At 56.4% G+C, this 26,999-nt stretch carries 24 protein-coding genes and 2 pseudogenes; 15 read left to right on the forward strand and 11 right to left on the reverse strand.

The window, feature by feature from the left end; all coding sequences use genetic code 11:
* Positions 1-10: 10 nt before the first annotated feature.
* From ACZ1HN_RS04380 to ACZ1HN_RS04400, 5 genes are all read left to right on the forward strand, one after another.
* A complete protein-coding gene (locus ACZ1HN_RS04380) occupies positions 11-742 on the forward strand; it encodes an SUMF1/EgtB/PvdO family nonheme iron enzyme (RefSeq protein ID WP_299746821.1) in 732 nt (243 codons plus the stop codon).
* A gap of 376 nt (positions 743-1,118) precedes the next feature.
* Entirely contained in the window at positions 1,119-2,135 is a 1,017-nt protein-coding gene (locus ACZ1HN_RS04385) for a hypothetical protein (RefSeq protein ID WP_472726611.1), read from the forward strand.
* 1,052 nt (positions 2,136-3,187) lie between these two features.
* Complete coding sequence (locus tag ACZ1HN_RS04390) at positions 3,188-6,709, forward strand: M10 family metallopeptidase C-terminal domain-containing protein (RefSeq protein WP_472726612.1); 3,522 nt, start codon at positions 3,188-3,190, stop codon at positions 6,707-6,709.
* Between the two features lie 88 nt (positions 6,710-6,797).
* A complete protein-coding gene (locus tag ACZ1HN_RS04395) occupies positions 6,798-7,199 on the forward strand; it encodes a hypothetical protein (RefSeq protein WP_299204357.1) in 402 nt (133 codons plus the stop codon).
* 194 nt (positions 7,200-7,393) lie between these two features.
* Positions 7,394-7,582, forward strand: a complete 189-nt coding sequence (locus ACZ1HN_RS04400; RefSeq protein ID WP_472726613.1) for a JAB domain-containing protein — start codon at positions 7,394-7,396, stop codon at positions 7,580-7,582.
* Positions 7,583-7,701: 119 nt separating this feature from the next.
* Here the strand turns inward: ACZ1HN_RS04400 and ACZ1HN_RS04405 are convergent, their stop codons facing one another.
* From ACZ1HN_RS04405 to ACZ1HN_RS04415, 3 genes are all read right to left on the reverse strand, one after another.
* The gene (locus tag ACZ1HN_RS04405; protein WP_472726614.1) at positions 7,702-8,115 is read right to left on the reverse strand and encodes a calcium-binding protein; all 414 of its coding nucleotides are present in this window, start codon (positions 8,113-8,115) and stop codon (positions 7,702-7,704) included.
* On the reverse strand, positions 8,075-8,764 hold the full coding sequence (locus tag ACZ1HN_RS04410; protein WP_472726615.1) for a calcium-binding protein: 690 nt from the start codon (positions 8,762-8,764) through the stop codon (positions 8,075-8,077). Before ACZ1HN_RS04410 ends, ACZ1HN_RS04405 begins: the two co-directional genes overlap by 41 nt.
* 332 nt (positions 8,765-9,096) lie before the next feature.
* Entirely contained in the window at positions 9,097-9,453 is a 357-nt protein-coding gene (locus ACZ1HN_RS04415) for a hypothetical protein (protein WP_472726616.1), read from the reverse strand.
* Between the two features lie 327 nt (positions 9,454-9,780).
* Here ACZ1HN_RS04415 and arfB point away from each other — a divergent pair.
* Positions 9,781-10,055: pseudogene (gene arfB, locus ACZ1HN_RS04420) on the forward strand (alternative ribosome rescue aminoacyl-tRNA hydrolase ArfB); the annotation flags it as partial.
* 317 nt (positions 10,056-10,372) lie between these two features.
* On the opposite strand, the gene ACZ1HN_RS04425 reads toward arfB, so the two are convergent.
* Complete coding sequence (locus tag ACZ1HN_RS04425) at positions 10,373-11,293, reverse strand: helix-turn-helix domain-containing protein (RefSeq protein WP_472726617.1); 921 nt, start codon at positions 11,291-11,293, stop codon at positions 10,373-10,375.
* A 128-nt stretch (positions 11,294-11,421) separates the two neighbouring features.
* Here ACZ1HN_RS04425 and ACZ1HN_RS04430 point away from each other — a divergent pair, with 128 nt between their 5' ends.
* Both ACZ1HN_RS04430 and ACZ1HN_RS04435 read left to right on the forward strand, forming a co-directional pair.
* Positions 11,422-12,258, forward strand: coding sequence for a cysteine hydrolase family protein (locus ACZ1HN_RS04430; protein ID WP_472726618.1), 837 nt, complete (start codon positions 11,422-11,424; stop codon positions 12,256-12,258).
* A gap of 167 nt (positions 12,259-12,425) precedes the next feature.
* Positions 12,426-12,827: a Dps family protein gene (locus tag ACZ1HN_RS04435; protein WP_472726619.1), complete on the forward strand. Its 402-nt coding sequence runs from the start codon at positions 12,426-12,428 to the stop codon at positions 12,825-12,827.
* A 165-nt stretch (positions 12,828-12,992) separates the two neighbouring features.
* Here the strand turns inward: ACZ1HN_RS04435 and ACZ1HN_RS04440 are convergent, their stop codons facing one another.
* Genes ACZ1HN_RS04440 through pncA form a run of 3 tightly spaced genes read right to left on the reverse strand, consistent with a single transcriptional unit; the run spans position 12,993 to position 15,213 of the window.
* Positions 12,993-13,220 carry a hypothetical protein gene (locus tag ACZ1HN_RS04440; RefSeq protein ID WP_472726620.1) on the reverse strand — a complete coding sequence of 76 codons (228 nt, stop codon included), beginning with the start codon at positions 13,218-13,220 and terminating at the stop codon, positions 12,993-12,995.
* Positions 13,221-13,264: 44 nt separating this feature from the next.
* Positions 13,265-14,557, reverse strand: a complete 1,293-nt coding sequence (gene pncB / locus ACZ1HN_RS04445; RefSeq protein ID WP_472726621.1) for a nicotinate phosphoribosyltransferase — start codon at positions 14,555-14,557, stop codon at positions 13,265-13,267.
* 59 nt (positions 14,558-14,616) lie between these two features.
* The gene (pncA, locus tag ACZ1HN_RS04450; protein WP_472726622.1) at positions 14,617-15,213 is read right to left on the reverse strand and encodes a bifunctional nicotinamidase/pyrazinamidase; all 597 of its coding nucleotides are present in this window, start codon (positions 15,211-15,213) and stop codon (positions 14,617-14,619) included.
* An 87-nt stretch (positions 15,214-15,300) separates the two neighbouring features.
* Here pncA and trhO point away from each other — a divergent pair, with 87 nt between their 5' ends.
* Positions 15,301-16,224 carry an oxygen-dependent tRNA uridine(34) hydroxylase TrhO gene (gene trhO / locus ACZ1HN_RS04455; protein WP_472729276.1) on the forward strand — a complete coding sequence of 308 codons (924 nt, stop codon included), beginning with the start codon at positions 15,301-15,303 and terminating at the stop codon, positions 16,222-16,224.
* Between the two features lie 85 nt (positions 16,225-16,309).
* Here the strand turns inward: trhO and ACZ1HN_RS04460 are convergent, their stop codons facing one another.
* Complete coding sequence (locus ACZ1HN_RS04460) at positions 16,310-17,524, reverse strand: MFS transporter (protein ID WP_299555779.1); 1,215 nt, start codon at positions 17,522-17,524, stop codon at positions 16,310-16,312.
* Positions 17,525-17,655: 131 nt separating this feature from the next.
* Between ACZ1HN_RS04460 and ACZ1HN_RS04465 the strand changes: the two genes are divergently transcribed.
* The 5 genes from ACZ1HN_RS04465 (at position 17,656) to ACZ1HN_RS04485 (ending at position 23,496) form a co-directional block, all read left to right on the forward strand.
* Entirely contained in the window at positions 17,656-18,495 is an 840-nt protein-coding gene (locus ACZ1HN_RS04465) for an OmpA/MotB family protein (RefSeq protein WP_299204346.1), read from the forward strand.
* Between the two features lie 98 nt (positions 18,496-18,593).
* A complete protein-coding gene (locus ACZ1HN_RS04470) occupies positions 18,594-19,895 on the forward strand; it encodes a flagellar hook protein FlgE (protein WP_299204343.1) in 1,302 nt (433 codons plus the stop codon).
* Between the two features lie 39 nt (positions 19,896-19,934).
* Complete coding sequence (flgK, locus tag ACZ1HN_RS04475) at positions 19,935-21,389, forward strand: flagellar hook-associated protein FlgK (RefSeq protein ID WP_472726623.1); 1,455 nt, start codon at positions 19,935-19,937, stop codon at positions 21,387-21,389.
* A 2-nt stretch (positions 21,390-21,391) separates the two neighbouring features.
* The gene (locus tag ACZ1HN_RS04480) at positions 21,392-22,399 is read left to right on the forward strand and encodes a flagellin (protein WP_472726624.1); all 1,008 of its coding nucleotides are present in this window, start codon (positions 21,392-21,394) and stop codon (positions 22,397-22,399) included.
* On the forward strand, positions 22,396-23,496 hold the full coding sequence (locus ACZ1HN_RS04485; RefSeq protein WP_472726625.1) for a flagellar basal body P-ring protein FlgI: 1,101 nt from the start codon (positions 22,396-22,398) through the stop codon (positions 23,494-23,496). Before ACZ1HN_RS04480 ends, ACZ1HN_RS04485 begins: the two co-directional genes overlap by 4 nt.
* A 144-nt stretch (positions 23,497-23,640) precedes the next feature.
* Here the strand turns inward: ACZ1HN_RS04485 and ACZ1HN_RS04490 are convergent.
* Positions 23,641-23,781: pseudogene (locus tag ACZ1HN_RS04490) on the reverse strand (transposase); the annotation flags it as partial.
* A gap of 306 nt (positions 23,782-24,087) precedes the next feature.
* Between ACZ1HN_RS04490 and repC the strand changes: the two are divergent.
* Entirely contained in the window at positions 24,088-24,252 is a 165-nt protein-coding gene (gene repC / locus ACZ1HN_RS04495) for a replication initiation protein RepC (protein WP_472729277.1), read from the forward strand.
* A 218-nt stretch (positions 24,253-24,470) separates the two neighbouring features.
* On the opposite strand, the gene ACZ1HN_RS04500 is transcribed toward repC, so the two are convergent.
* On the reverse strand, positions 24,471-25,253 hold the full coding sequence (locus ACZ1HN_RS04500) for a YdcF family protein (RefSeq protein ID WP_472726626.1): 783 nt from the start codon (positions 25,251-25,253) through the stop codon (positions 24,471-24,473).
* Between the two features lie 133 nt (positions 25,254-25,386).
* Positions 25,387-26,991: a VPLPA-CTERM-specific exosortase XrtD gene (gene xrtD / locus ACZ1HN_RS04505; protein WP_472726627.1), complete on the reverse strand. Its 1,605-nt coding sequence runs from the start codon at positions 26,989-26,991 to the stop codon at positions 25,387-25,389.
* Positions 26,992-26,999 lie beyond the last annotated feature (8 nt).

Here is a 26,999-nt window from a genome sequence, read left to right on the forward strand (position 1 = left end):
GACCTGTGAGATGTTTGCCGTCATCACCCATAACAAAATGTCCCTTGGTTTGGTTGGCTTGGGTTTCGTGGCGGCCATCGCTTTTACCGGGGTCGCGCTCATGCAGCGCGACCTCGACCCTTCACTGCAGCCCGTCATGGCAAAGGGCGCAGTTGAGCTGCCGGATGGAGCAACCATTTTGGTGCAACAACACGAAGTCACCGTTGCAGAATGGAACGCTTGTACAGCGGACAACGGATGTTCTTTGACGCTACGCGTGCGCTCTGGCATGGACCCCGCCATAACCCCGGCCACCGGGCTGAGCTATGTCGACGTTCAGGAATACATTGCTTGGATCAACGCCCGTACCGGCCAAGATTATCGCCTGCCAACCGCTGACGAATGGAGCCTTATGGCTGCTCCCGTTCTGCCGGAAGAACCAGACCCGATCTTTACTGATCCGTCCCTTACCTGGGCCTCAACTTACCTGACCAACGGCACAACGCCGCGCGCACTCAAGACACAAGGCAGCTTTTCAATCTCACCCGAAGGCATCGCAGATCTTGATGGAAGCGTCTGGGAATGGACCAGTGACTGCTACGGCGACAGTGTTACCACAGACCGCTGCCCTGCCTTCTACGTCGGAGGCGAGCACGTTGCAGCCATGTCCTACCTCATCCGAGACCCGGCACGCGGCGGATGCGCCGTCGGCTCCCCGCCCGCGCATCTCGGGTTGCGATTGGTAACCGATGACCGCTTGTAAGACGGCGCAGGTTGTCTTGTTTTTGTCGAACGATCTTGGGCTTTTGACACCCTCGATCATCAAAGCAAGGGTTCGTTATGTAGCGTTAGCTGGATTTGTTTGGTTTTGCGCTCGGAGTCCGCGCAAAATATGAGGATCATTACCACCGAGAACGGCCCATTGCCGACATCTGAGACGTTAAAATCTCGACCCGCTGGTTGCTCCGAACCGGACATTCATGCATCGCGAACTGCGTCTCGTGGTCAACAAGTCGCCAAACCCAGGTCCGTCCCATGCCAACTTTCTCAATTACGCAGCCCCGGGGGATATCCGCTGGTCGGGTGCACGATGCCCTGTGTCGATTGACAGCTCTCGCAGTTCCGGCTTCGCTAGCGGCATGATGAAAAGGCTTGCAATTGCTCTGTCGTTGGCCGTCTTTGGAGCACCTATCGTCGCTTTGGCTCAGGAAACAACTCGGCAACCCATGCCTTCGGCTTACTTCGCGCTCCGCAATCAGGGCGGCGCCTTTGATTTTTCAGAAGCGGATTGGCGCATCGCCGTTGCGGAGGCCAGCGAACGGATTTACTGGAAGATCGGGAAGGATCCAACCACAATGGAACGCGTGGCCGAGGTCGCGGCGTCTGTTGAGGGCGACCCGCCGTTCGCTTGGCTCTTCACTGTCAACCTGCGCCCCGACCAAGCCGGACAGTTCGACACCCTGCTCGACACACTTGTTGCCTCTGAGAAGCCCCCTTTTGATGGCGCCGAGACGATCCTGCGAGCACCCCTCTGCCAATTGATCCGCAGCGCCAAAGATGCGGATGTCGCAGTGCCTGTTTATTATGTCGCGACCGTTGAAGGCGCCCCTGAGCGCAGCGCCTGTTACACGAAGGTAGTTGAGCACGTCCTAGACACGCCCGCGGAGTTCCAGGCACCGCATCTTAAGCAGATCTCCATCGACGGTGCAGCCCTCGCAACACAAGCCCTGATGCCGGGTGTGGTTGTCGTTTCCAACAACTTGATTGTTCCCGACGCATGGACGAGCGAACGACAAGTCGTACCTCGCGACAGCACAACCTTTGCTCCGGGCGAGATGATCATGCTCCATGCGATGCTGGACTATGTAGGGCGCGACCTACCCGGCACACCGCTTGCCAGCTACGAGGTCAGGTTGGATATTGAGTTGCGGGACGCCGAGGGCAACGTGATTGGCGCACAGAACGATGCCATGCGGTTTACCGGGCAGCCAATCCATAGCGTCCCAATCCGTGACGACTACTGGCGCACCGGAGTTGTAACGGGCTTTCCGCTGCAAGAGCCCGGGCAGTACGAGATCAGATATCGCCTGACCGATCTCAACCGGCCCGAAACGGCTGGGCAGACCGAGATCATCAAAACCGTTTTGATCGAATGATCGCTCGTTGATCTCGCGTCTAGTCAAAGCGTCTCATTGGTTCGGCGAAGCAGTTTCAAATGTTGGCTCTTTCCAGATATCGGATTCGGAGCAGACTTGCCTCTCAATCTACCCGTCCGACAAGCGCTGTCGGCCCATTGCGGCCATTCGTCATGCGTGCGTCATGCTGCAGCGCGACCCGTCATAAGAGACATTCGATGCACAGAAACATCTGCTGTCCTGCGGCATAACCGCGAGGAGCCTCCGCTCGTGCGCTTCACAAGGCCAGCCGGGTTTTAGCATTAAAGATGGGACGACCATTCTGTTCATACGCTCCAGTTGCCAAGCCAAATTTCGCCGATAGTGCGGCGATCCAGATTTCCAGTTGAACTCAATGCCCAAATCTCGAAAATACAAGCGTAGGTAGATTTTTCTCTACGCCAGAAACGCCGCATCAACTTTTGATGAAGGTGTCACGTTTTTCAGACAGCCCCTTTGCCATCGAAGTCAGCACACGCGAAGCCCGTTGATAACTGGCTTTGTCGAACCTGGACGGCCGTAACAGCTTTCGGTTGTTCTTCAAGGAGTCACTGAAGTTGCAATCTCCGAACCAAACAAGCGACCAGTGGCGGAGGAACGAGCGGACGCCGGTCAATCCTTTTGACAAAGGCCAAGACTGTGATGACCAAAATTTCGGCCAAGACCATCCCAGCTTTGACAGTGCTGCGTTTCGTCCAGGGGCTGTGACGCGGCGATCCTTCTGGAATGAGATGTTGGGGGTCACCGGTCTCAAGAGAGGAAAGTGGACTATCGCAGCCTGGCGCGAAGTCAGTGGTCTTCTCTGAATCCACGCGCTGCTTTGATCGGCTGCCCTAAACGCAAGGAGTCTAACCATTTTGACGTGATCAACAAAGCATCTGAACGTCACTCTTTCTCCCCGGCGACCTGAACTCACGACATGGGCGTCTTTACAAAAGGATAATCTGAAAATGTGCATGATGTGCGAACTGGGGTACGGCCCCGAACAAGAGTCTTCTTTTGGAAAGATCGGTCTTCAAGAGACTGGGCTCCAGGTGAACTTGGGTGAAGCAGTCGCTCTTACAGCGATGATGCCCGATCTTGCGGCACTCGACGAAAACGCCGCGGCTCCTGTCGAGTCGGGCGACTCTACCGAATCCACAAACGCCGCCAACACGTCCGAGGCGCCAGGTTCGCCCGCCGATGAAGGGTCAGGCCAAACGTCGACCAACGTGCAAATCAACACCGACGATGCCAGTGAACCATGGTGGGTCAACGATCAGACACCAGACAACCCTTTTGGAAAAAGTGAAGATTACGAAGCCTATCTCGATTACCTCGGCGCACTGCCGCGCAGCCTGACACCAGAGATCGCCGCAGAACCGCTCCGGATCAACGTTTCCGAGCTCAGCAACCATCCCGATTATCAAGAAGCCGCCGTTGGCGCGCTCGAGATGTGGGCGTCGGTCACGCCATTCGAATTCGAAATCGTCTATGACACACCATACGACGAAGACACGGACTGGATGGAGATCGTCAGCCCGGAGATTGGCGAGCAAAGTGATGGCAGCGCCTTTTCTAGCAACCGGTACATCAGCGTTGGGCAGAGGTTCCACGACACCGAGCCCAATCTGACCGATATTGGCGGCTATGTCTTTGACACCTTCATTCACGAATTTGGCCATGAGTTCGGCCTGAACCACCCCGGCCTTTACAACTACAGCGGCCCCGGCGGCGTGCAGATCAACTATCTCAACAACGCCACCTGGACTTATGACCGGCAGCAATACAGCGTCATGTCCTATTTCGACGGGATCGATGTGGGCGAAGACACGCGCTGGTCCGCAGCGACCCCGCTGATGGGTGATATCGAGGCTGTCATCCGCACCTACTTCTCGACCGTCGACGAAGACGGCGTGCGGACTTATCAGACAATCAATCTGAACACCGGCGATGATGTCTATGGGTTCAACAGCACGAAATACGGCTACGAACTCACCTCGTCGGGGATGCAGCGCGATATCGGCTTTGTCATCCATGACACCGGTGGCACCGATACGATGGACTTTTCCGGCTCGATCGCGGGCACGATCCTGGACATGCGCGCCGGGCAGTTTTCCAGCGTGAATGGCCACAACAACAACGTATCCATCTTTGCGGGCCACAATGAGGACGAGACCGAATACTACATCGAAAATGGGATCGGCAGCCAATATGACGACATTCTGATCGGGAATGACGGCGACAACGTGTTGGATGGCCGCGGTGGCGGTGACCGGATGGCCGGGGGCGGCGGTGACGACGTCTATTTCGTGGATTCCCTCGACGACGTGGTGCGCGAAGAGTTGGACGGCGGCAATGATACCGTCATTGTGATGTCCAGAGACCTGGAAATCGGAAATATCGCAAATGTCGAAAACATCATCTATGTCGATGGCTCAATCACCGAATTGGAAGAGGATGATGGTGACACCCCTCCCGCGTCTGGCGACAACACGCTGACCAGCATCATATTCGGTGACGATACCGATGAGATGATCGACGGGGGGGCAGGCGACAATACCATCTTTGGGCTTGGCGGCGATGACATCATAATTGGCGGCACGGATTCTCTTGCCAGCCGCGACATCAACAACACCATCGACATTGAAGATCTCGAGGACCAGACCGAGAGCGATGACGGCAACGACGCCCTCTATGGCGGCGATGGCAACGACACCATTCTGGGTGGGCAGGGCGACGACCTTCTAGATGGTGGTGATGGTGACGACATGATGAGCGGCCAGGCTGGCGTCGATGTCTTCAGGGGTGGCGCGGGCAGCGACACCGTTGATTACAGTCGCGAAAGCCCATTTCAACTTATCGTCAATCTTGAAACCAACTTTGCCAATGGCGGCACCGCATCGGGCGACACATTCTACAGCATTGAGGGCCTGATTGGATCCGATGACCGCATCGACCGCTTTATCGGGACGTCCGCGGCCAACCACTTCATCGGTCAGGGTGGCGGAGACGTTTTCAACGGCCGTGATGGCAACGACACGTTGGACGGCGGCAGAGACGGTGACATTCTGTACGGCGAAGGTGGCGATGACGTGATCATCGGCGGCGCCGGTCAGGACTATCTAGACGGTGGCGAAGGCATCGACACTGTCGTCTACAGAAACAGCTCAAGCGGCGTAACGGTCGACCTCGCCAATGGCATGGCAATGGGCGGCGATGCCACTGGACCTGTTCAGATCGTAGGCCGCGGTACAGCGATCGAGCACGACATCCTCGTCGGCTTTGAAAATGTGCAGGGCTCGTTTCACGATGACTGGCTAATTGGCGACGACCAAGTGAACGGGCTGTCTGCAGGCGCAGGTGACGACACGTTGACTGGTGGCGGCGGCGGCGATTTGCTGGATGGCGGTTCAGGCAGTGATACGGCAGACTATTCCGCTGCGACCAGCGGGGTCATGCTCAATCTGCGCCATGAAACATCCGAAGGAGATACCTATGTCTCGATCGAAAATCTGGCCGGGTCTGGCTTCGATGATCGACTCGTGGGGGACGCAGCCGCCAACGTTCTGACTGGACAGGGGGGAGATGACACGTTGCGTGGTGGTAATGGAGATGACACCTTGCTCGGCGATTTCGCCTATCAGGGCGACGCGCTACCGACACCCGGAATGGGCACCGGCTACACCACGCTTGGACCGGATGCGACGAACAATTCAATAGCCACTGCATTCGACATTTCAGACAACTTTTCGCTGGTTGAAGACCCAAACATCTTCGACTCGACAACCGTGCTTCACACAACCGTCGAAGCCACAGGGAATGGCCAGGGCGGATACTACGGCATCGAACTTGCAGCCGGCACAATCCTGTCGATCGACGTCGATGGAATCGCCGATCCAAACGTGCACGACAGTTGGATTCGGCTCCTGGACAGCAATGGGGATATCGTTACCGAGAATGACGATGGCGGTGGCGACCCCGGCTCCACCTCTATCCGGGACTCAAGCACGGTTTATGTCGTTGAAGAAACCGGCACCTACTACATCCTGCAAGGCAGTTGGACGGCAGAGTCCACGGAAGGTGGCTGGACGGAAGCCGTCCCAGAAGGCTCGACATATACGCTCAACGTCTCGGTCGACTTCCCGCCAGCGCCTGCTGAACCAGGTGAGGCCGGTGCCGATGTACTGCTCGGAGGTCGAGGCAGCGACCTGCTGGATGGTGGGCTGGGGGCTGATATGCTCACTGGTGGAATGGGAGAGGATTCATTCCGCTTTTCCACAGAGCTCGGGGAGGGCAATGTCGACCAGATAAGGGATTTCGAAGCCAATGAGGATCTAATCATTCTGGACAGTCTTATCTTCGAGGAGTTGGGCGACGACGGCGCGCTGTCATTCAGAGCGTTCCACAGCAGTGCAATGGGTGTTGCCCGCGACAGCGATGACCGTATCATCTATAACACCGACAGCGGTGCGTTGTCTTATGACGGTGATGGCTCGGGTGATGGTGACGCAATCCAGTTTGCGCAACTGAGTAGAAATCTGGACCTGTCGGCAGATAACTTCATTATCATCTGACGCGCTGTGGAAAGGGCGCTTTCAATGCGCCCTTTCCGGTACCAGCAGGCTCTGTGCAATCGAATTATCAGCTAAGGGAGATGCCGCAATGACACCCCAGATCAATCGCCGTACCTTGTCCGTCGGGATAGTGTTAACGGGTGTTGCCGTGGTTGCCGGAACAGTGGGAGCTCAATCTAGAGATATGCAGGGCGGCGTGACATATGAGGGTGGCAAGGTTATCCCAGAAGGCCAAATTGAGATCTTTCTGGAGGACCCTGCCAATCAGGCCAAAAAGCGGCTTGGGGACCAACAAATACGGGTCGAAAGCAACGGTAAGTCACGTCAGATCGTATTTTCCCTGACAAGGCCCGTAAGCTCTTCCGCTTCGCCAACCCTACGGGTCGTTGCGCATTTGGAGCGCGAAGACGGCTGGCTGCTTGCGCGCGGCAGTGCACAGGTCGAAGATGGTGTACCTGTTTCCATCACGCTCAACACGGTGATGTATTGAATGGTCAAACTCCAGTGACATAGCTGTGCGAAAGCTCAAATTAGGTCAAACATCTCGGCTATTCGTCGTGACTTGCGCCGCCTTGTAACTGCGCGTGCACGCGGAATTATGTATGATGGCAAAAGCGTGCCGGACTTCAGCAACTTTGTAGCCTGGAACTTCATCGGACCATAAACGCGAGCGCCATCATATTAGTGCATAATCATCCGTCGGGTGATCCAGCTCCAAGTTATCAAAGCAATGACATAATGCTGCAACTACTGGATGATTGTGAAGCAGCTGGCGTGATGATCCATGAAATGTGGTCATTGGGAAAGAGGCCGAGTTTTGATTTATGCAGGAGGGTTGGCTCTAGTGTATCCGATATCGATTGGCCTAGGTGAGGGCCATAATCGGCGGCCCCAAAGCTACCTTACTATTGAGTACGCAGGAAATTCCGTTGAAGCCTGCAGTAGGCGTAAACGGAAATGCTCCACGCACCGCGTACGACGCGCACGTCTTACTAGATATAGATGACATCATCGAACAGTTGGTCAACGTTCGTCACGTTGTTGATTGTCAGGGTGTGACCATCGCCAAAATCGAGCACGAGGTTTCCATTCACAACATTAGAGTAGTTGGCCAAATCACTGCCCTGAGGTGTCACTTCATCTAGTAAGTCAGCTTCGATTTCGAGCGCATCAACAATCAAAGAATAGTCGCGAACAATGTCGTTCCCACTCTCAAACACAAAGACATCAGCTCCCTGACCGCCTCGAAGCCTGTCATTCCCGTCACCACCACTCAGAGTGTCATTGCCTGAATTGCCAGACAAATCATCATCGCCTGTGGCGCCAAACAAAAGGTCAAAACCATTTAGACTAGACAGCGTGTCATCACCTGCACCACCTGAAAACACTGTCAAATCCCAGGCCACCGGTTAGGACGTCGCTCCCGGTCTCACCCTCCAATGTGTTATTGCCCTCACCGCCAAGGAGAGTGTCGTCTCCCAAACCACCAAAGAGCCGGTCGGCAAAGATCCCGTCTCCTCCAACAATGTAGTCGTTTCCTGAACGGCCGTTCAGAATGTCCGCGCCTTCTCCGCCGTAGATTGCATCGTTGCCGTCGCTACCATGGACAAAGTCGCGGCCATGTCCTGATCGAATCCAGTCATTGCCACTGTTGGCAAAAATCATGTCGCCCGTGGCGGCTTCGGCAATCAGGTTTTCAGAGGTCGCAGTGCCGTCGGTGCGGGTTTCATACATGTCGAATTCAAGCCTCGCAATTTCGTAGCTGGCGAGCACGACATCTGAAAGAACACCTGTCGAAAAATTTACTGTGGTGCTTGTCTGGGTCGTCGTGAGCGTGCCTGTCGGATTGAGAAAATACGGCACATTGTAAAGTTCAACATCCGCTCCGATCAAATCCTGCACGCCCTGGTCCTCAACCCCGATAATCGACACCTCGACCGTGTCCGGGATCGCCATCAGGGCAAACAGGTCCAAATCCAAGGTCTGGTTGGCTTGTTGCAAAGAGGACAGGAAAAACCGCGCGCTTGTGTCGCCATTTTCCTCGACAACGAACATGTGTGCGTCATGGCTTTGTTCGTGCCCTGCACCGCCACTTCCAAGTTCGACATAGCGATGCCCCTGCAGTTCTGTGAGTTCACTTCCAAAAAACTGTCCAAAGACAGTAAGGTCGTGACCATTTTCGAGTTGGGCTGCTCCCGGGTCCAATGCGAGCGAGGTAGAGCGATAGAGCGCAGACCCAAGTTGTGCCGAATCTGCATCGACCTACAGAATGGAGGAGAAAAACTCCAACGCCGGCGCGATTTGCTTTAGGCCGTACGCCACCTGGTGATGGTCGTTGCCCAGGCTTTCAAGCCGGATATACATCCGCCCTCGCAGGAAAGAGATCGCTACAGGCGAACGTCAACGTTGTCAGCCACATCAATCATCTCAGCAGCCCCAACTTGTTCTGTTTCAAGGGTATTAAAAAGAACCGAATGACAGTCCACTCTGTCGCAGTGACCGGTTTGAGCCTGAAACCTTGTAGCGCCATGCATTGAACTCAACACTACCGTCGGATTGCCTTTGGCTGGATTCACTATTTGAACAACTTCCGGCGAAGCGGGACCAACAATTGAGCCTCGTTCAGCCGCTCCATCCTCAGCCGCAGCGAATATGTGCAAAAAGTCATTCCTGACGCCGTTGCGGGTCCACGAGAAAGCACCGTGTGAAGCCCCCAAGCGGTTACCATTGTTCACGTCCACCATTACGTGAACTGATGATGGCCGGAAGCCGGGTTCAATTGTAAACGTATCAGTCTCACCGGCATCAAGCGTATGGCTCACAACGACTGGTGCTTCGCTCGCACGCCCCAAGTTGCGACTGACATGCAGCGGCATGGTGTCTTGCAAAACATCGCTTACGTTTATTCCAATAAATTCCACTGCCGACGGTGTATTTGCGGCATTTCAATCCGCGATGATTGTGTCGTCGGCAATTCTGTCGCGCCCATTCTTTGTGTGAGCAAAGATGAAATTTGGGTGGGTCGCTCGATCTTCCCCAAATTGGCAGTTGATGAATTTGGTTCCGCTACCTCCCTTCCCGGCCCGGTCAAGACGCGGCTGCGGCGGCTGGCGGGGCGGCGCTGGACGACCGAGTGGGCGCTGATCATTCAATGTGATGAGACGCGCAGCCAGGCCAGAAATCGGGAGATTGCCCGGCAGAGACTGGTGGATCTGATCCGGAAGGCGCTGGTGGTGCCGAAAAAAGGATCGCGACGAAGCCGACTTTGGGATCAAAAAAACGCCGGTTGAAGGCCAAGAAAATGCGGGGGGACGTGAAGGCCCTGAGGGGCCGGATCGAGGGGTGATGGGCCCCGGAGAAATCAGGTGTCCCATGGTGGGACGGATTTCGGATCATGGGATTTCAATGGGTTATAGAGAAGGTTTTACCGTTTGTTAGGGTTTGGGGATGGAGGGCACTCTTACTCTTGTTAAATTTCCGACCTTCGTCTCCACAACAATAGTTGTCAAAAGGCGGAGCAAGCCGACTTTGCAAACTAATTGCAGATGGCCGGTTCGAGCCCAGAGTGCTGTGTGCTGCAGTTCGAACCAATGTCGGCTTTGGGCTATTTGTTCTGCCTGATGCACGAATGAGTGCCAAACGCGACAAAGGCGATAACCGGTGTCACGGTTTTCTGACGGCTTTGCGGAATGCACTGGGGCTTTGGCCGGATGTCGCTTCGAAAGCGCGGCTATAGGCACTGCGGCTGGAAAACCCAACAGATTCAGCCACTCTTTTCATTGGCAAATCTGTATTGCGCAGTAGGTCGCCTGCTTTGCGCACCCGCAGATTGCGCAGTAGCTCCATCGGTCCTGCGCCATACGCTTCAGAAAATCGCTTCGCAAACGCGGCCCGGCTCATGCCTGCAATATCCGCGAGAGACTCTACGGAAAACGGATTGCCCGGGTTGTCCAACATCGCGTTCAACGCTTTCCACAGCATCGGATCACGCAGCGCGGCCATCCAATCCAACGTCCCTGCCTGCTCAGTCATTCGCTTGCGCATCATGACAATCACAGCCTGCATCAACAGAACCCGGATCAAAGCGCGGCTGCCGACGCTTGGCTCGCACACTTCGCGCATTAATGTGTCGACCAATACCATCAGGTCGCTGCCGGGTTCGGCACGCGTTACCAACGGCTCACGGATTAAGTTGACCACATCCGTGGCCCCCATCAGCCCAATATTAACGTGCGCGCAAAGTGCGACCAGGCGGCTGGCACTGCCGTCACCTTCATCTGGGGCGGATTTAAGGACCTGCGCCAAGTTCAGCGCTGCTGGTTTGCAAGACGGTCCAGGCACGACCGTCGCGCCGTCATTCAAGACCTCGTGGCTGTTCAGTGAAGGGATCAAAACCAAACTGCCCTTGGATATTCTGATCGGGGCCTGCCCCCGCATCGTGATCTGGCCCTCACCGCACAGGATATAGTGCAGGGTCACCGCCGCATCTGGCTTGAGGGCAACATGGCAGGTTCCGTGGATCTCACAGATGGCAAACGGTTCCGTACGGATGTCGAGTTGATCGAAAATGTGGTCGTAGCTCATCCGATGATTTTGGCCTTAAACTCCTCTGCCGTCACGAAAATTTTCCTGACTGGTCCAAATCAAGACGAAAAGGCACACCGACTGTCACACACAAGGCTTCTCGATACATCCAAAGAAGGAAAGACCTTATGTGCAATTGTGATGACCATGACCACGGCGGCAAGAAACTGTCACGTCGCGCGGCGTTGACCACCGGACTGGCAGGGACTGCAGCGGCTGCTGCCACTGCGCTGGGAGGAACCGCTCACGCGCAAGTCAAGGCCAACCCCTATGCTGAACCGGCCGAACCTGCATTGCCGCCCTCTGACATGAAGCTCGACCTGAGCCGCGCAGCCCTTGTCGTGACCGACCCACAGAACGATTTCCTCAGCCCCGATGGTGTGACTTGGGGCGTGATCGGCGCGTCCGTCACTGAACACAACACGGTTGAAAACATCGAAACGCTGTTCCGTACGGCCAAAGAGTACGACATCACCACCGCCGTGTCTCCGCACTACTACTATCCAACTGACCATGGTTGGAAGTTCGAAGGCGCGTTGGAAAAACTAATGCACAATATCGGTATGTTTGACCGTAAGGGCCCTCTGGACATTGAAGGTTTCGAAGGCTCGGGCGCAGACTGGTTGGAGCAATACAAGCCCTACATCAACGATGGCAAGACCATCGTGACCTCGCCCCACAAGATGTACGGCAACGACACCAACGACCTGTCGCTGCAACTGCGTAAGCAGGGCGTGGATCAAGTCATTCTGGCAGGTATGTCGGCCAACCTGTGCACGGAATCGCATATGCGCGAATTGATCGAGAAGGGTTTCGAAGTGGCCGTGGTGCGGGATGCGACGGCTGCGGCGCAACTGCCGGAGGGGGATGGGTACCTCGCTGCCCTCATCAACTTCCGCTTCATCGCTAACGCGGTCTGGAGCACTGAAGAAGCTGTGGCACAGATCAAGGCAGCGGCTCTGTAAACCAGCCCTTACTCGGGACGCTCTGCCTAAGGTCAAAGCTATGCCGTGCCCGCCATCGACTTCTTTGATGGCGGGCACGATTACAGCGTTGTTCACGCGAGCAGACAGAAATCAAAGGACAAAGAATGAAATCAAACTCAGTCAAGGAAGACACGATAAAGGCGGTCTTGGGCAAGGTTTTCCGCCTCTATGTGCAGAGCCACTGCTATCATTGGAATGTGGAAGGTCCAAACTTCCGCAGCTTGCACGCCATGTTTGAGACCCAATACCAGACGCTCAACGGGTTCCTCGATGCGATCGCAGAACGGTTGCGTGTGCTGGGGAGCAAAGCACCCGCATCATTGGATGAGCTGCTTGTCTTATCCAATCCAACCCAGGATGCGACCGCCCAGACGACAGATGAAATGCTTGCGAACCATTGCGCCGATTTTCACCGCTTCATTGATGTACTCCGCAATGCAATTCAGGTTCTTGCTGATGTCCGAGACGACGGCACAGTCGGGATTCTGTCCGATATTCTCGAATGGAGCGAAAAGGAGCACTGGATGATGTCAGCCACTATGAAATAGGCTGAAACGGTGCGTAACGTAGCTTCAGTTCTACCTGCGTCGGAATAGTCACCAGGAAGAGCATAGGTCGAATGTGGGCAAAGCCGTCATTGGTCGCCGAGACCCAAAGGGCCGCTTTGTCTCGCACAGCTGCCATCAGATTTCTTGGAGGAATGTCTGCTCCGGTCAGGCACCAGCCAACCGACGCGAACCATCTGACATCTGCGCCGAGCCAAAGGCAATCACACCGCATTCCAGCACGGACTCAAGGCGAAGCCGCCGTGCATGACCAGACCGCCCGACCGGGCTGGCGATATGGCTGGTTTTGGCGATTGTCTTGAACGCTGGCTTTGGTCTGTAACCCACCCCTCGACATCGCTGGATCAGTGTCTTGTTGGGGTCGGCGGTGGGCATTGTGGCCTTGTCAAGGTTGCCGGATCGGCGCGGTCGCTGCGGACTTAAACCACAACCTCCAACGCCCGTTGCTCCCCCACCCCAAACACCCGCTTGTACCGCTCGATCTCGGCCTCCGGCCCCATCGCCTTGTTGGGATTGTCCGACAACTTGACCGTGGGCCGCCCATTGGCCGACACCGCTTTGCACACCAGTGAAAAGGGGGCGAGGCGGTCGTCGCGGGTCAGCCCTTTGAAATCGTTCGTCAGCATTGTGCCCCAGCCGAAGGACACTTTGACCCGGCCCGCGAATTGCTGGTGCAATTCGATGATCTTGTCTGCATCCAGCCCGTCCGAGAAAATGACCAGCTTTTCGCGCGGGTCTTCGCCGCGGTCCTGCCACCATTTGATCGCCACTTCGGCCCCCGTTGCGGGATCTCCGCTGTCGATGCGGATGCCCGTCCAGCCTGCGAGCCAGTCGGGGGCGTGGGCCAAAAACCCTTCGGTGCCATAAGTGTCGGGCAGGATGATGCGCAGGTTGCCGTCATGTTCGTCGTGCCAGTCGCTCAGCACGTCATAGGGGGCTTGTGCCAGTTCTGCGTCTGTTTGTGCCAGTGCCGAATAGACCATCGGCAGCTCGTGCGCGTTGGTGCCGATGGCCTCCAGATCGCGGTTCTTGGCGATCAGGCAGTTCGATGTGCCTGCGAATTGCGCACCCAGCCCCTCGCCCATGGCCTGCACGCACCAGTCCTGCCATAGGAAGGAGTGCCGCCGTCGCGTGCCAAAATCGGCCACGCGCAACCCGTTATGGCCGCGCAAGCGTTCGATCTTTTCCCAGAGCTTGGTCATGGCGCGGGCATAGAGGACCTCGAGCTCGAACTTGCCCATTTCGTTCAGGACGGCCCGCCCGCGCAGCTCCATCAGAACCGCAAGCGCGGGGATTTCCCACAGCATGACTTCGGGCCAGGACCCTTCGAAGGTCAACTCGTACTGATCCTCGCGCCGTTCGAGGTGGTAGGCGGGCAGGCGCAGCGCCTCGAACCAGTCCATGAATTCTGGCGTGAACATCTGGCGTTTGCCATAGAACGTGTTGCCGCGCATCCACGTGCTTTCCCCGCGGCGCAGGGACAATGACCGGATGTGGTCGAGTTGCTCGCGCAACTCGCCCTCGTCGATCAGCTTGGCGAGGGGGACGTGTTTGGATCGGTTGATGAGGGAGAATGTCACCTGCGTGTCGGGCTTGTTCCGGAACACTGACTGGCACATGAGCAGCTTGTAGAAATCCGTGTCGATGAGCGACCGCACGATCGGGTCGATCTTCCATTTGTGGTTCCAGACACGGGTGGCGATGTCGACCATGGGCGCGCTTCCTTGGCTTTGGTGGCCTGTTGTGCCCCATTCTGGCGCACGGGGGCAAGTCAGGCCAGCGTGACGCCAGCCCCTGTCATGCCGGATTGTGCCGATGCCAGTGATCCATCCAGATCAATGGCGCGGCAGAGGTCTGTCCGGACGGTCACATTGAACCCCAGCTTGGCCGCATCCACCGCCGAGAAGTTCACACAGAAGTCCGTTGCCAGCCCCACCATGGTCAGGTCGGTGATCCCGCGTGTGCGCAGGTATCCTTCCAGCCCCGTCGGCGTTTCGTGGTCGTTTTCAAAGAAGGCCGAGTAGCTGTCGATGGCCGGGCGGTATCCCTTGCGCACGATCATGTCGGCACGGCCCGTGTTCAGGTCAGCGTGAAAGGCGGCACCCTCCGTTCCTTGAACACAGTGATCTGGCCACAGGACCTGCGGGCCGTAAGGCATGTCGATCATCTCGTATGGGGCTTTGCCATTATGGGATGATGCAAAGGAAGAATGTCCAGTCGGGTGCCAATCCTGTGTCAGAACAACCGCGTCATAGTCCGCCATCAGCGCATTGATGCCCGCCACGATGTCATCTCCGCCGGGCACGGCCAGCGCGCCACCGGGGCAAAAGTCGTTCTGCACGTCAATCACGATAAGGGCGCGGGTCATGGATCAGCCTCCTTGCGTTGCCTGGCGACGTTGTGACACCCGCCCGCCCCCTTGCGCAAGGGCACACCCATCGCCTATTTCGCGGCCATGTACATCATTGCCGCCCTTTACCACTTCACCCGCTTCGATGACCCTGCCGCGATCAAGGGGCCGCTGGCCGCGCTGTGTTGCGGACAGGATGTGAAGGGCACGTTGCTGCTGGCGCCGGAGGGGATCAATGGCACCATTGCAGGACCGCGTGCGGGAATTGAAGCGGTTCTGGCCCACATCCGCGCCCTGCCGGGCTGCGCCGATCTGGAGTGGAAGGAAAGCACCAGCAAAACCCCACCTTTCGGCAAGATGAAGGTCCGGCTGAAGCGCGAGATCGTGACTATGGGGCAACCCGATGTCGATCCGGCCGCCCGCGTCGGCCACTATGTCGATCCCACCGAGTGGAACGATCTGATCCGGCGCGAGGATGTGGCCGTCATCGACACCCGCAACGACTACGAGGTTGCCATTGGCACCTTTGACGGCGCTGTTGACCCGCATACCCGCAGCTTTGGTGAATTCCCCGCGTGGTGGGAAGAAAACAAGTATCGCTTTCACAACAAGAAGGTGGCGATGTTCTGCACAGGGGGCATTCGGTGCGAGAAATCGACCAACTACCTGCTGGGTCAGGGTGTGGAAGATGTGTTTCACCTCAAGGGTGGCATTCTGAAATACCTCGAAGAGGTGCCCGCGCAGGACAGCACGTGGCAGGGCGAATGCTTTGTCTTTGATGGGCGCGTAAGCGTAGGGCACGGGCTTGAGGTGGGGCCGCATCAGCTGTGCCACGCCTGCCGTCGGCCCATTCTGCCCGCTGATCAAGCCCGTCCGGAATACGAGGCGGGCGTCAGCTGCCACCACTGCGTGGATGAGACCAGCGACGAGGACAAAGCCCGCTTTCGCGAACGCCAGAAACAGATCGAACTGGCCCGCATTCGGGGAGAGGATCACCTCAGCGGTCCCATGGTGCCTGACAAGGGCTGACGTGGGCGGACGACACGTCCCGCCTTACCGGGTTAGCAGCCGAAGCGCAGCTGTGGCAGCGTAAGCGCCCCTATCGCACCGTAGGTCATGCTGTGCGCAACATCCCTTGGGATCTGCTGCGGCTGAGCAACCAGAGCATGATGGCAATGTTCAACCCGTTCCAGGCGATCCCGTTCCAGAATGCCATCTGGTAGCTGCCCGTCACATCATAGACCCAGCCCGACATCCAACCGCCCAGCGCCATGCCAAGAATGGTTGCCATCATGACAAACCCGACCCGTGCGCCGGCCTCTCGTGCGGGCATGTATTCCCGCACGATCACAGCGTAACTGGGGACGATCCCGCCCTGACTGAGCCCGAAGATCAAGCTGACCACATAGAGCGAGATCAGCGCATCCGACGGTAGGTACAGAAGCAACGCAATGCATTGCAGGACAGACCCCAGAAGCAGTGTTTTAACACCCCCCAACTGGTCCGCCAGAAAACCTGATACCAAGCGTGACCCAACTCCGCCCAGCAACATGAGCGCCAGCATTTCTGCCCCAACGGCAGGGCCGTATCCAAGGTCAACACAATAGCTGACAATGTGCACTTGCGGCATGGACATCGCAACGCAGCACCCCACACCCGCAAGGCCGAGAAGCCAGCTTAATGCCCGCGGCGACAGGCCGGATGAGACCGCATTCGCACTCGACGCGGCCTCGGCCAATTGGTGAGCGCTGTCCGGAACCTGACGGCGCAATGCAAAGGCCAGCGGGATGACCACGGCGAGCGTGGACATAGCCAGCACCGCATAGGCCGCGCGCCATCCCTGATCCTCAAGAATGTCTGCAAGCAGGATCGGCCAGATGGCGCCAGACAGGTAATTCCCGCTGGCCGCAATCGCCACGGCAATGCCGCGCCGTTTGAGGAACCAGTGCGAGATGTCAGCAATCAACGGACCAAAGCCAACAGACGTTCCGAACCCGATCAGCAATTGCGCCATGGAAAGGCTCAGGATGGACCCGCTGAGCGTGGCCAACCCGTACCCGCTCGCGATGGCGATGGCGCAGACAACCAGAACACGCGACACACCCCAGGTATCGACAGCCCGTCCGACAACAAAGTTGCCCACGGCAAATCCGATCATTGTCAGGGTATATGGAAGGCTTGCCGACGCCCGGCTGACGCCGAATTCTGCTTCAACGGCAGGCATGATCACGATGATGGCCCACATGCCCACATTGGCGACCATCGCAATGGCAAGGGTCAGCGCAAGCCGCAGCCACGCATACCGGCTATCATGCAAGGAAGAGGTCATGTCATATCTGCGCACTGCCTGAGCGCCGGCACAAGACCATGGGCCGCAAATTGTCGACAATTCTATGTGTTAAGCCAGCCGTAACATGCTGCGTGATACGCCTCGGATCGGGTGAAAATGAGGTGTGGGAAATGAGCGCGCAAGCCAATGCGCGGCCAATCATCATCAAGAAAAAGAAGGTGTCAGGCGGCGGTGGTCACCATGGTGGCGCCTGGAAAGTGGCCTATGCGGACTTTGTGACCGCTATGATGGCCTTCTTCATGTTGATGTGGCTGCTGAATGCAACAACCGAAAAGCAACGCAAGGGGATCGCGGACTACTTTTCGCCGACGATTCCAATCAACCGCATTTCCGGCGGTGGGGATGGTGCGTTTGGCGGCGACAGCGTGTTTTCCGAGGTAACGCTGCCTCAGAACGGTACGGGCGCATCATCGAAGCGTCCAACTGAGTCCAAGCAGGCACGTGGCGACACCGGATCAGGTGATCAGGGTGACCTCACAGCGGCACAGGATGAAGCATTCGAGTCACTTGAGGCTCAACTGCTGGGCAAAGGCGGCGAAACGAAGGTCATGGACAATGACCTCAGACACATCGTGACTCGTCTGACCGATGAGGGCCTGGTGGTCGAGATATTCGCGCTCGAGGATACCCCGTTGTTCGAAGAAGGCACCGATATCCCAACGCCTTTGTTGCGGGATCTGTCCAGACTGATCATGGAAGCCGCCCGGACAGTCGAAAACGATATTGCAGTTGAAGGGCATGTACAGGCGCAACCTATTGTCGTTGCGGAACGATCAACCTGGAAGATGTCTGTGGCGCGGGCAGATGCCATGCGTAGGCTTTTGAAACAAACAGGGGTGCCAGGCGAACGGATCGAACGAGTCACCGGGCACGCGGACCGCGAAGCCGCCGTCAAGAACCCGATGGCCGTTCGCAACAACCGGCTGGAGGTGATTTTCCTGAGGGAGTGATTGGCAGGAATAGCTTGGATTTTATCTGTTAGCCCTGCGTTAAGGCGGCCCGCCTATCTGTTGTCCAAATTCGGTCGGTACAGCAGAAAGGCGTGTCCATGACAATCTCTTCCTCGCTCAATGCAGGTGTTGCAGGGCTACAGGCAAACGCGACGCGGCTTGCGTCCATTTCAGACAATATCGCGAACTCTTCGACCTACGGGTACAAACGTGTTCAGACTGATTTTCAGTCGCTTGTCGTTTCGTCCAGCGGTGGAAGCTACTCCGCCGGGGGAGTTCGTGCCTCGACTTCGCGGCTGATCGATCAACGCGGGTCTCTGGTATCGACGTCGAATGCAACAGACCTTGCCGTGCGCGGACGGGGTATGCTGCCTGTCGCGCAAAGCAGCGATGTGAACGTGTCGAACGGCAATAGTCAGATGTTGCTGACCACAACCGGCTCGTTCCGCACTGATGCGCAGGGCTATCTGCGATCTGATTCAGGGCTTGTTCTGCTTGGCTGGCCCGCTCTCGCCGATGGGACAGTGCCAACGTTCCCACGGGATACATCGGATGGGCTTCAGCCCGTGCAAATCAATGTGAACCAGTTTTCAGGCGAACCGACAACAGCGATGTCGCTTGGGGTAAATCTGCCTGCCACCGATACAGATGCAGGCTCGGTGGGGGAAGCACAGTACCTGTCTATCGAGTATTTCGACAACCTGGGCACATCTGAAACCATTAACGTGAGTTTCACACCGACGGTTCCAGGCACGGGCACATCAAATGAATGGACGATGCAATTGACCGACTCAGCCCTGGGCGGGGCAGTAGTCGGAGAATACGTTCTGACGTTTGATGACAGCCGGACTGCTGGCGGCACATTGGCGTCAGTCACAACGACAAGCGGCGGAGCCTATGATCCGGCCACCGGCAATATCGTCATCAATGCCGAGGGTGGCCCCCTGGAAATCAATATTGGGCAATTGGGCGAAAGTGATGGCCTCACACAGCTGTCAGACAGCTTTGCACCGCTGTCGATCTCAAAAGACGGGTCCCCGGTAGGCAACATGACAAGTGTGGAAGTAGATGCGAACGGCTTTGTGACAGCCTTCTTTGACACCGGAATCAGCAGGACAATCTTTCAAATCCCGCTGGTCGACCTACCCAATCCAAACGGCATGGTGGCCCTGGATCAGCAGACATATCTGCCCTCCCCCGACAGCGGGAGCTTTTTCCTATGGGATGCAGGTGACGGGCCGACCGGGGATATCGTCTCTTATGCGCGCGAGGAATCCGCCGTTGATGTTGCTGGCGAGTTGACCGCCATGATCCAGACACAGCGGGCGTATTCGTCAAATGCCAAGGTCATCCAGACTGTGGACGAAATGTTGCAGGAAACCACCAATATCAAACGGTAATTTCGACGACCTAAGTGAACGAAGGCGGGAGTTGGCAACATGTCACTGACCAGTGCACTTTCCTCGGCCATGTCGGGCATCCGGGCGGTAAGCCGCGGCTCGGAAGTCGTATCGGGGAACATTGCGAACGCAAACACTGCGGGATATGTGCGGCGAACGCTCTCGGTTTCATCTGACAGCGGTGGCGGTGCTGTTGGCGTGCGGATCAACGGCATCACACGGCATGTCGATCAGCAAATTATCAACGACCGACGACTCGCCGAAGCGGAGACCGGCTATCGCAGTGAGACGGCGGCGGCACTGACGCGGATCGAAGACTTGGTTGGAACACCGGACAATCCGGCGTCGCTCGCTGCGCGCATTTCTGATTTCGAACAAAGCTTGATCACGGCGAGCAGCAGGCCAGATGCCGCAGAACGTCTCACGGCGGCGGCTTTCGCGGCCAAGGACCTCGCCCAATCGATCAATTCGGTGGCGCAAGGCATTCAAGATGCACGCACCCAAGCCGATCACAGCATCAACACACAGGTCAAGCGACTGAATGACGCCCTCAAAGGCGTTGAGACGTTGAATGCCCGCATTGTGGCAAGCAATGTAAATGACATCGATCTGCCAGCCCTCGAGGATCAGCGCCAGCAATTCATTGATGAGATAAGCGAAATGGTCCCGGTTCGGACAATCCCGCGAGACCGAGGCGCAGTGTCATTATATTCTGTCGGCGGAGCGATACTGCTCGAAGGTCAGGCCGTTGAAGTTGGTTTTGAACCAGCCAACCTTGTCACACCATACGAGTCCATAGACGATGGAACGCTGTCGGGCCTGACACTCAACGGGATCTCAGTAAACACGTCTTCAGCAAATGGTCGTTTGCATGGTGGAACGTTGGGCGCACAATTCGAAATAAGGGACGAAATTGCCCCGAAAGCCCAGTTGCAGATCGATGCAGTTGCCCGCGATCTGATCGAACGCTTCGAAGACAGCACCGTTGATCCCACGCTCGGGGTCGGTGATGCGGGGCTGTTCACTGACGCGAACAACCCGATGGATCCTGCAGCCGCAATTGGTTTGGCCAGCCGCCTTTCTCTCAATGCGCTGGTCGATCCCGACCAGGGCGGCGAAACCTGGCGCATGCGCGACGGTTTGGGTGCAGCCACACCAGGCGAGGCCGGTGATGCGACACTCTTGATCGCACTAACCGATGTTCTGGAGACGACACGACCGCAAGCGTCCACTCAGTTTGGGTCGGCTCCGCTCAGTTTGAAGGACATCGTGGTCAGCATGTCATCCCAAATCGGGACTGAACGGCTCAGAGCAGATCGACAGATGTCATTCGCCTCTGCTCAATTCGCCGAGTTGCAGCAAGTTGAGCTGGCGGCAGGCGTCGACACAGATGTGGAGATTCAAAACCTGATGATCCTGGAGCAAGCCTATGCCGCAAACGCGCGGGTCATCTCAACGGTCGACGAAATGTTCGACATGATTCTGAGGATTTGACAATGAACAGCTACGGATTGGGCGACCTGGCGCAGACATTTCTGTTGCAACGACGTGGTGCATCCATCAAGGCGGATATGGCCCGCTTGACTGAGGAACTGGCAAGTGGCCAAGTCAGCGACACCAAGTCGGTCCTTGCGGGAAATGTTGCCTACTTGTCGGATATAGAAAGCGATTTGCGCGGTCTTGCGGCTTACAAGGTGGCGGGAACAGAAGCCGCACAATTTGCGTCGTCAGTGCAAAGCGCGCTTGATCGCGTGGATTTCGGGGTTGGCCAGCTCAGCACCGCGCTTCTTGCAGTCGGAGCCAGCGCCAATGGACCGGTATTGGCGCAAATGTCGACCGATGCAGAAAACGAGTTCAGAAGTCTCGTGTCAGTTCTTAACACATCCAGCGCAGGACGATCGATCTTTGCGGGCGCGGCAACGGATCAGTCGGCGCTGAACAGTGCTGACGTGATCCTTGCCGATCTACGGACCGCTATCGCAGGCAACACAACCGTGTCCGACATCGAAACAGCTGTTGACCAATGGTTTGATGATCCAGCCGGTTTTCGCGCCTCGGCATATACCGGCTCCGACGCCTCAATCGCGCCATTCCAATTGGCAGAAGATGAACAAATTTCGGTTGATTTGAAAGCGGATAACCAAGTGTTTCGCGACCTGTTCAAGGGGGTCGCTTTGGCAGCTGTGGCGGCTGATAGCGGCTTGGGGCTATCAGCCGGAAACCAGCGTGACCTGCTTGTAAGAGCTGGCATAAGCCTATTGGAGGCGAAAGAGGCACTGACAGCGACTCAAAGCGGCGTTGGGGCTGCCGAAGCACGCATTGATACGGTCACGGCTCGGAGTGCAGCCCGCGATACGTCTCTACAGCTCGCAAAAGGCGCACTTCTGGAAGCCGACCCCTACGAAACCGCAACCCAATTGGAGGCAGTCCAATTCCAGCTTCAAAGCTTGTACACGATCACCGCTCGTACATCCGACCTGTCACTGGTCAACTTCATCAGATGATACGGCCCCTCGTCTGCATAATCGCATTGCTTGTTGGAGGCGTTGCAGCAGCAAGCCCTGTTCGGATCAAGGATTTGGTCGATTTCGATGGGGTGCGTGGCAACGATCTTGTGGGATACGGCCTTGTTGTTGGGCTGGACGGAACCGGAGACGGTCTCAGAAACGCGCCGTTTACCGAAGATATTATGACGAACATCCTTGAACGTCTGGGCGTCAATGTCACTGGCGAGCAGTTTCGCCCCAAGAATGTTGCGGCGGTCATCGTGACCGGAACTTTGCCACCATTTGCGCGCAGCGGCAGCCAGATTGACATTACAGTATCGGCGATTGGCGACGCAAAAAGCCTGCTGGGTGGAACGTTGGTCATGACCCCGATGAACGCCGCGGATGGCGAGATTTACGCCGTTGCCCAGGGCACAATCATTGCGGGAGGCGCCGTTGCCGAAGGGGATGGCGCGCGTGTTACGCAAGGTGTGCCAACATCAGGCACCATTCCATCCGGAGCGCGCATTGAGCGGGAAATTGAATTTGAACTCAGCAACTTAACAGACATGCGGCTCGCCCTCCGCAACCCTGACTTCACAACAGCAGCGAGGATCGAGGATGCTATCAATGCCGTCTTCAGTCGACCTGTTGCAACCATGCTGGATTCGGGCACTGTCGCCTTGGATGTTCGTCAGACCCGCGCTAGGTCGGTTGCGCACGCACTGGGGCGAATTGAAAACATAGCGGTTGAACCGGAGCGCAGAGCTCGGGTCGTGGTCGACCAGCGTTCCGGAACAATCGTGATGGGTGACGAGGTGCGTATCTCCCGTGTTGCGGTGTCGCAAGGCAACCTGACATTGCGCGTTCAGGAACAGCCACTGGCCGTACAGCCCAACCCGTTTGCAGAAGGCGAAACTGTCGTCGTCCCCCGGACAACCGTTGATCTACAAGAAGAAGATGGCCCCGGCCTTGCCGAAGTTCCGGGGGGCACGTCCTTGTCAGAGGTGATAGCGGGCCTAAACGCACTTGGCGTTGCTCCTCGAGACATGATCGATATCCTAAAGAGCATAAAAGCGGCTGGAGCACTTCACGCTGAGTTTGTTGTCAGATAGTCCGTCGTGAAAATTATTAGAATTGTGGGATACAGAATAGCAGGAACATGATGCCCATGGATTCGGCACTGACCTGGAGCTAGAATCTCTCCTGGTCGGCGTTACCGCCTGCATGGTTCCTAAGTTTGGGCCACACACCCCACGGATGATGGCAGCTGCGAGGGCGATTTTGGAGAGGAAGGCCTTGGGACAGCGGGTGTATCGAGTTGCAACCCGTCGCCAGTCTTTCAATCGGCCAAACATGATCTCGATACGATTGCGTCGCTTATACCTTCGCTTTGGGAAATAGAGCTCCAAATGCGTCATCTGCCCATCGATCAGCCAGAAAAAGGCGTCCATATCACCGCCTGTTTTTTGACCGGTGGATCGTGCCACAATGCCAAGATCAATGAAGCCTGACCTTAATCAGTGGTGCTTTGAAAATGACAATGACATCAGAAAGGCTGCCTGTCCGTGGATATCGGTTAGAGCCACACAACCAAGCTAGATGCTGGGGCGGAGATCAAGATAAGTACTCTGATCCTTGATTAGTGAGCTGTCTTGCAGGTTTGCCCAGAAACTCTGTCGTGAGGGCGGAACCTGAGCAGTCCAATCCCAGACTGGTGGGATTTTATCCGCGCTGTAGGCATATTGCGACCAATGATCGGCATTTCAAAACGTGTTTGGATAGTGGTCAAGGACAGGTTGAGCAAATCAACTGCAGCAGCTGCGATGGCACTCATGTTTGAGAAAGTACGTGCCGGAGAAGTCATATGACCCTGCGTTTGTGTTAAGCGTTATGGTTGAAAACTCCGAAGCAGGAAAACTGTGTCTCGAACGCAGTTTCGTTGGACGGCTGAGGGGACTGGCTGCATGTGTCTGCGTTACAGCCAACGACAACAAAGGGCGCCAGAACAGGAATACGGTGCTGAGATGATTTCGGCGAACCACTTCGGTAGGCAGAAGTTGCTTTTGTCGCCAAAGACAGATGATGCTCAGGGTGATGGAAAAAAGGTATCGGTGTGCCCTTGATACCAGTAGAGAGCGAGGCCTCTCCATTCCTTAGACGCCAAGTCTGTCATCCGCAGCCCATCCGTCAAATGGTAAGTATAGAGCGGGTCAAATGGCGGGATCCAACGGAAGTCAACGGGGTAAGGCACAGGTTCCATGCCCATGTTTCGAAAAACGCCCATTACCCTGGGCATACGGTGGGCAGATGTTATGACCCACCAGGTTTTTCCCCTATCTTCGCCGATCAAGGCTATGGCATTGCGCACCCTTTCAACCGTGTTGGTCGATGTGGCGTCGATGATGATCCTATCTTTGGCGACACCGAATTCTTGAAGAATACGTTGGATGCCGTAGGCGGGTCCCAATGGGGGAGGGAGAGGACTGCCCGAGGTGACAACGATACGCGCCTGCGGATAGCGTTGTGCAAGCAATCCCAAGATCGGGACAGCGTCCCCGTCTTCCTTCAATTCCAACAAAGCGCCGGTATGCTTGGCATGAACTTCATTGATGCCGCTGCCTACAACCACGATGCCATCGGGGGCAGGGATCGTTTCGAGTGAAACAGGCGGAAAACGCGTCACGAGGGGCGCCATCAGCACTTCACCGACGGAACTGTAACCAAATATCAAAAGCCCGATCGTACCAAGCGCGCCGCTGAACAAACCCAACCTTCGCCAGCGCATGACGATCAGGCACAGACCCAAAACAATGAGCAGGATCAGGAAATTCGAAGGTGTCGTAATATAATCAACAATAGATCTAAGCATTGTGAGGCCTCAAAAAACTTCACGGCAACTTGAATCCTGCAAGAATGCACCGGTTGGATCAACCGGGGATCAGGTGCCGGTCGTTATGCCATGGAATGGTGCGCATAAGGTCTGTGAGACACGTGCGCAGGGACTATTCAACCGGCAGGAACCGCGGTAGGGCCGGGGTGAGATCGGCAACCAAGTCGTTCAATCGTGCAGCAGCGGTTGCGTCGCTTTCACCAGGATTGATCGGAGTTGTCAGCCTGACCAAGGCTCCGTCCGTGCGGCCGGTACGAATCCCATCCACCATCAACAAGTATTTTGCTTCGAAATCCCAAGCGATGCGCCGCCCCTTTTGTTCGAACCAGTAGTAGGCCATCATTCTGATTTCGCCCTTCTGGATGATTGCCTTGTTTAGCTCAAAAGGGGTGGGACTATTGAGTTCGGCGGCAATATCGGTGCGCTCCAGCCAAGCAATTTCCCAGCCGCCACCGGGTAGACAAATCTCGGGGCTGTGTACGCCACCTTTGGACTGATCGTTGTACCAGGCCATGAAAAGACCAATACTGGGACCGGAAGACCCTTTGTGAGCCAGATCAACCTGCAGATAGTCGTCTGCACGCAAAACCGCCTCAACGTCCGGTGTGAGAAACTGCTGTGGACCAACTTGCTGCCACTTCCCCAGGCTGCGGGGGAACAAGACAAAGCTGTCACGAGACACAGTGTAATCGCCGCGTTGGGGAAGCACCTGGAAGACAGCTATTGTCATCAATACTGCCAAAGAGGAGGCAATCAGCGCCGCAGACGGTTGCACCAACCGCAATCGCATTGCTTGGGTCAGCAGTCCGTCTGTGTCCAGATCCAATGCCTGAGGCAGGCTCATTTTTTGCCTTTGGAACACTAGCATTATCTTGGCGAGCAGGAAGAGTAGGACAATGCAGATTGCAAAAATGACCCACCCTTCGAAGAAGTGGGTAAATCCGTCCAACCAATCTGGCCCGTAAACGTTCACGACCACGCCGGCCAAGGCTATGCGCACCGAATTCATCAGCACTGTAATCGGTGCCGCAGAAATCAGGAGCACTGCCTTGTGCCACATCGGTCCGCGGTAAAGCACGGCGAAGATGTAGGAGAAGCTGAGGATTGGGAACAGGTAGTTCAAGCCTGAACAGGCCTCGGCCACGTGTAGTTTCATGATGCCAAGATCGATAATATTGCCATCGAGAAACACGGGCACGGACAACAGCTTTAAAAACCAAACCCCCAGCTCAGAAGAGATGAACTGCAACCAAGTGGTCATCTTGTAATAGAGCACGCCCGGCAGTGGGAGCATGTAGACCAAGTGCACAACAGGGGGCCAGAAATGTTTGCCCGTTGTCCAGCCAAAGCTGATCAGAAGGACACCACCAACCCACAGAATCAGGGCGTAAGCCACAATTTCATCGATATTGGCCAGCTTGCCCAAGCTGCCGAGGGCTACGGCAGCGAGGATGACCACCACGCCGGGCCAACGGATACGCACCGCACCCGAGTTTTCTGGAATCGACTTTAGTTGGCGCAAGAAAAGCAGGCCAGACAGTATCGGGATCAGTGGTCCGTGGCTGTATTCAGGCAGTTGCCACGCCGCCAGCAGCGCGCGTGTTCCGTCCCAAAAGAAGGCCATCGCCCCCAGAATTGTGACCAACAGCCAGAAAGTGCCCCAATGCATGAATCCGGTGCTTGGGTGCCTAGACGAAATGGTATCCGAGGAATGCATGCGCGTTC

The sequence above is a fragment of the Tateyamaria sp. GN1-10 genome (assembly GCF_055693845.1).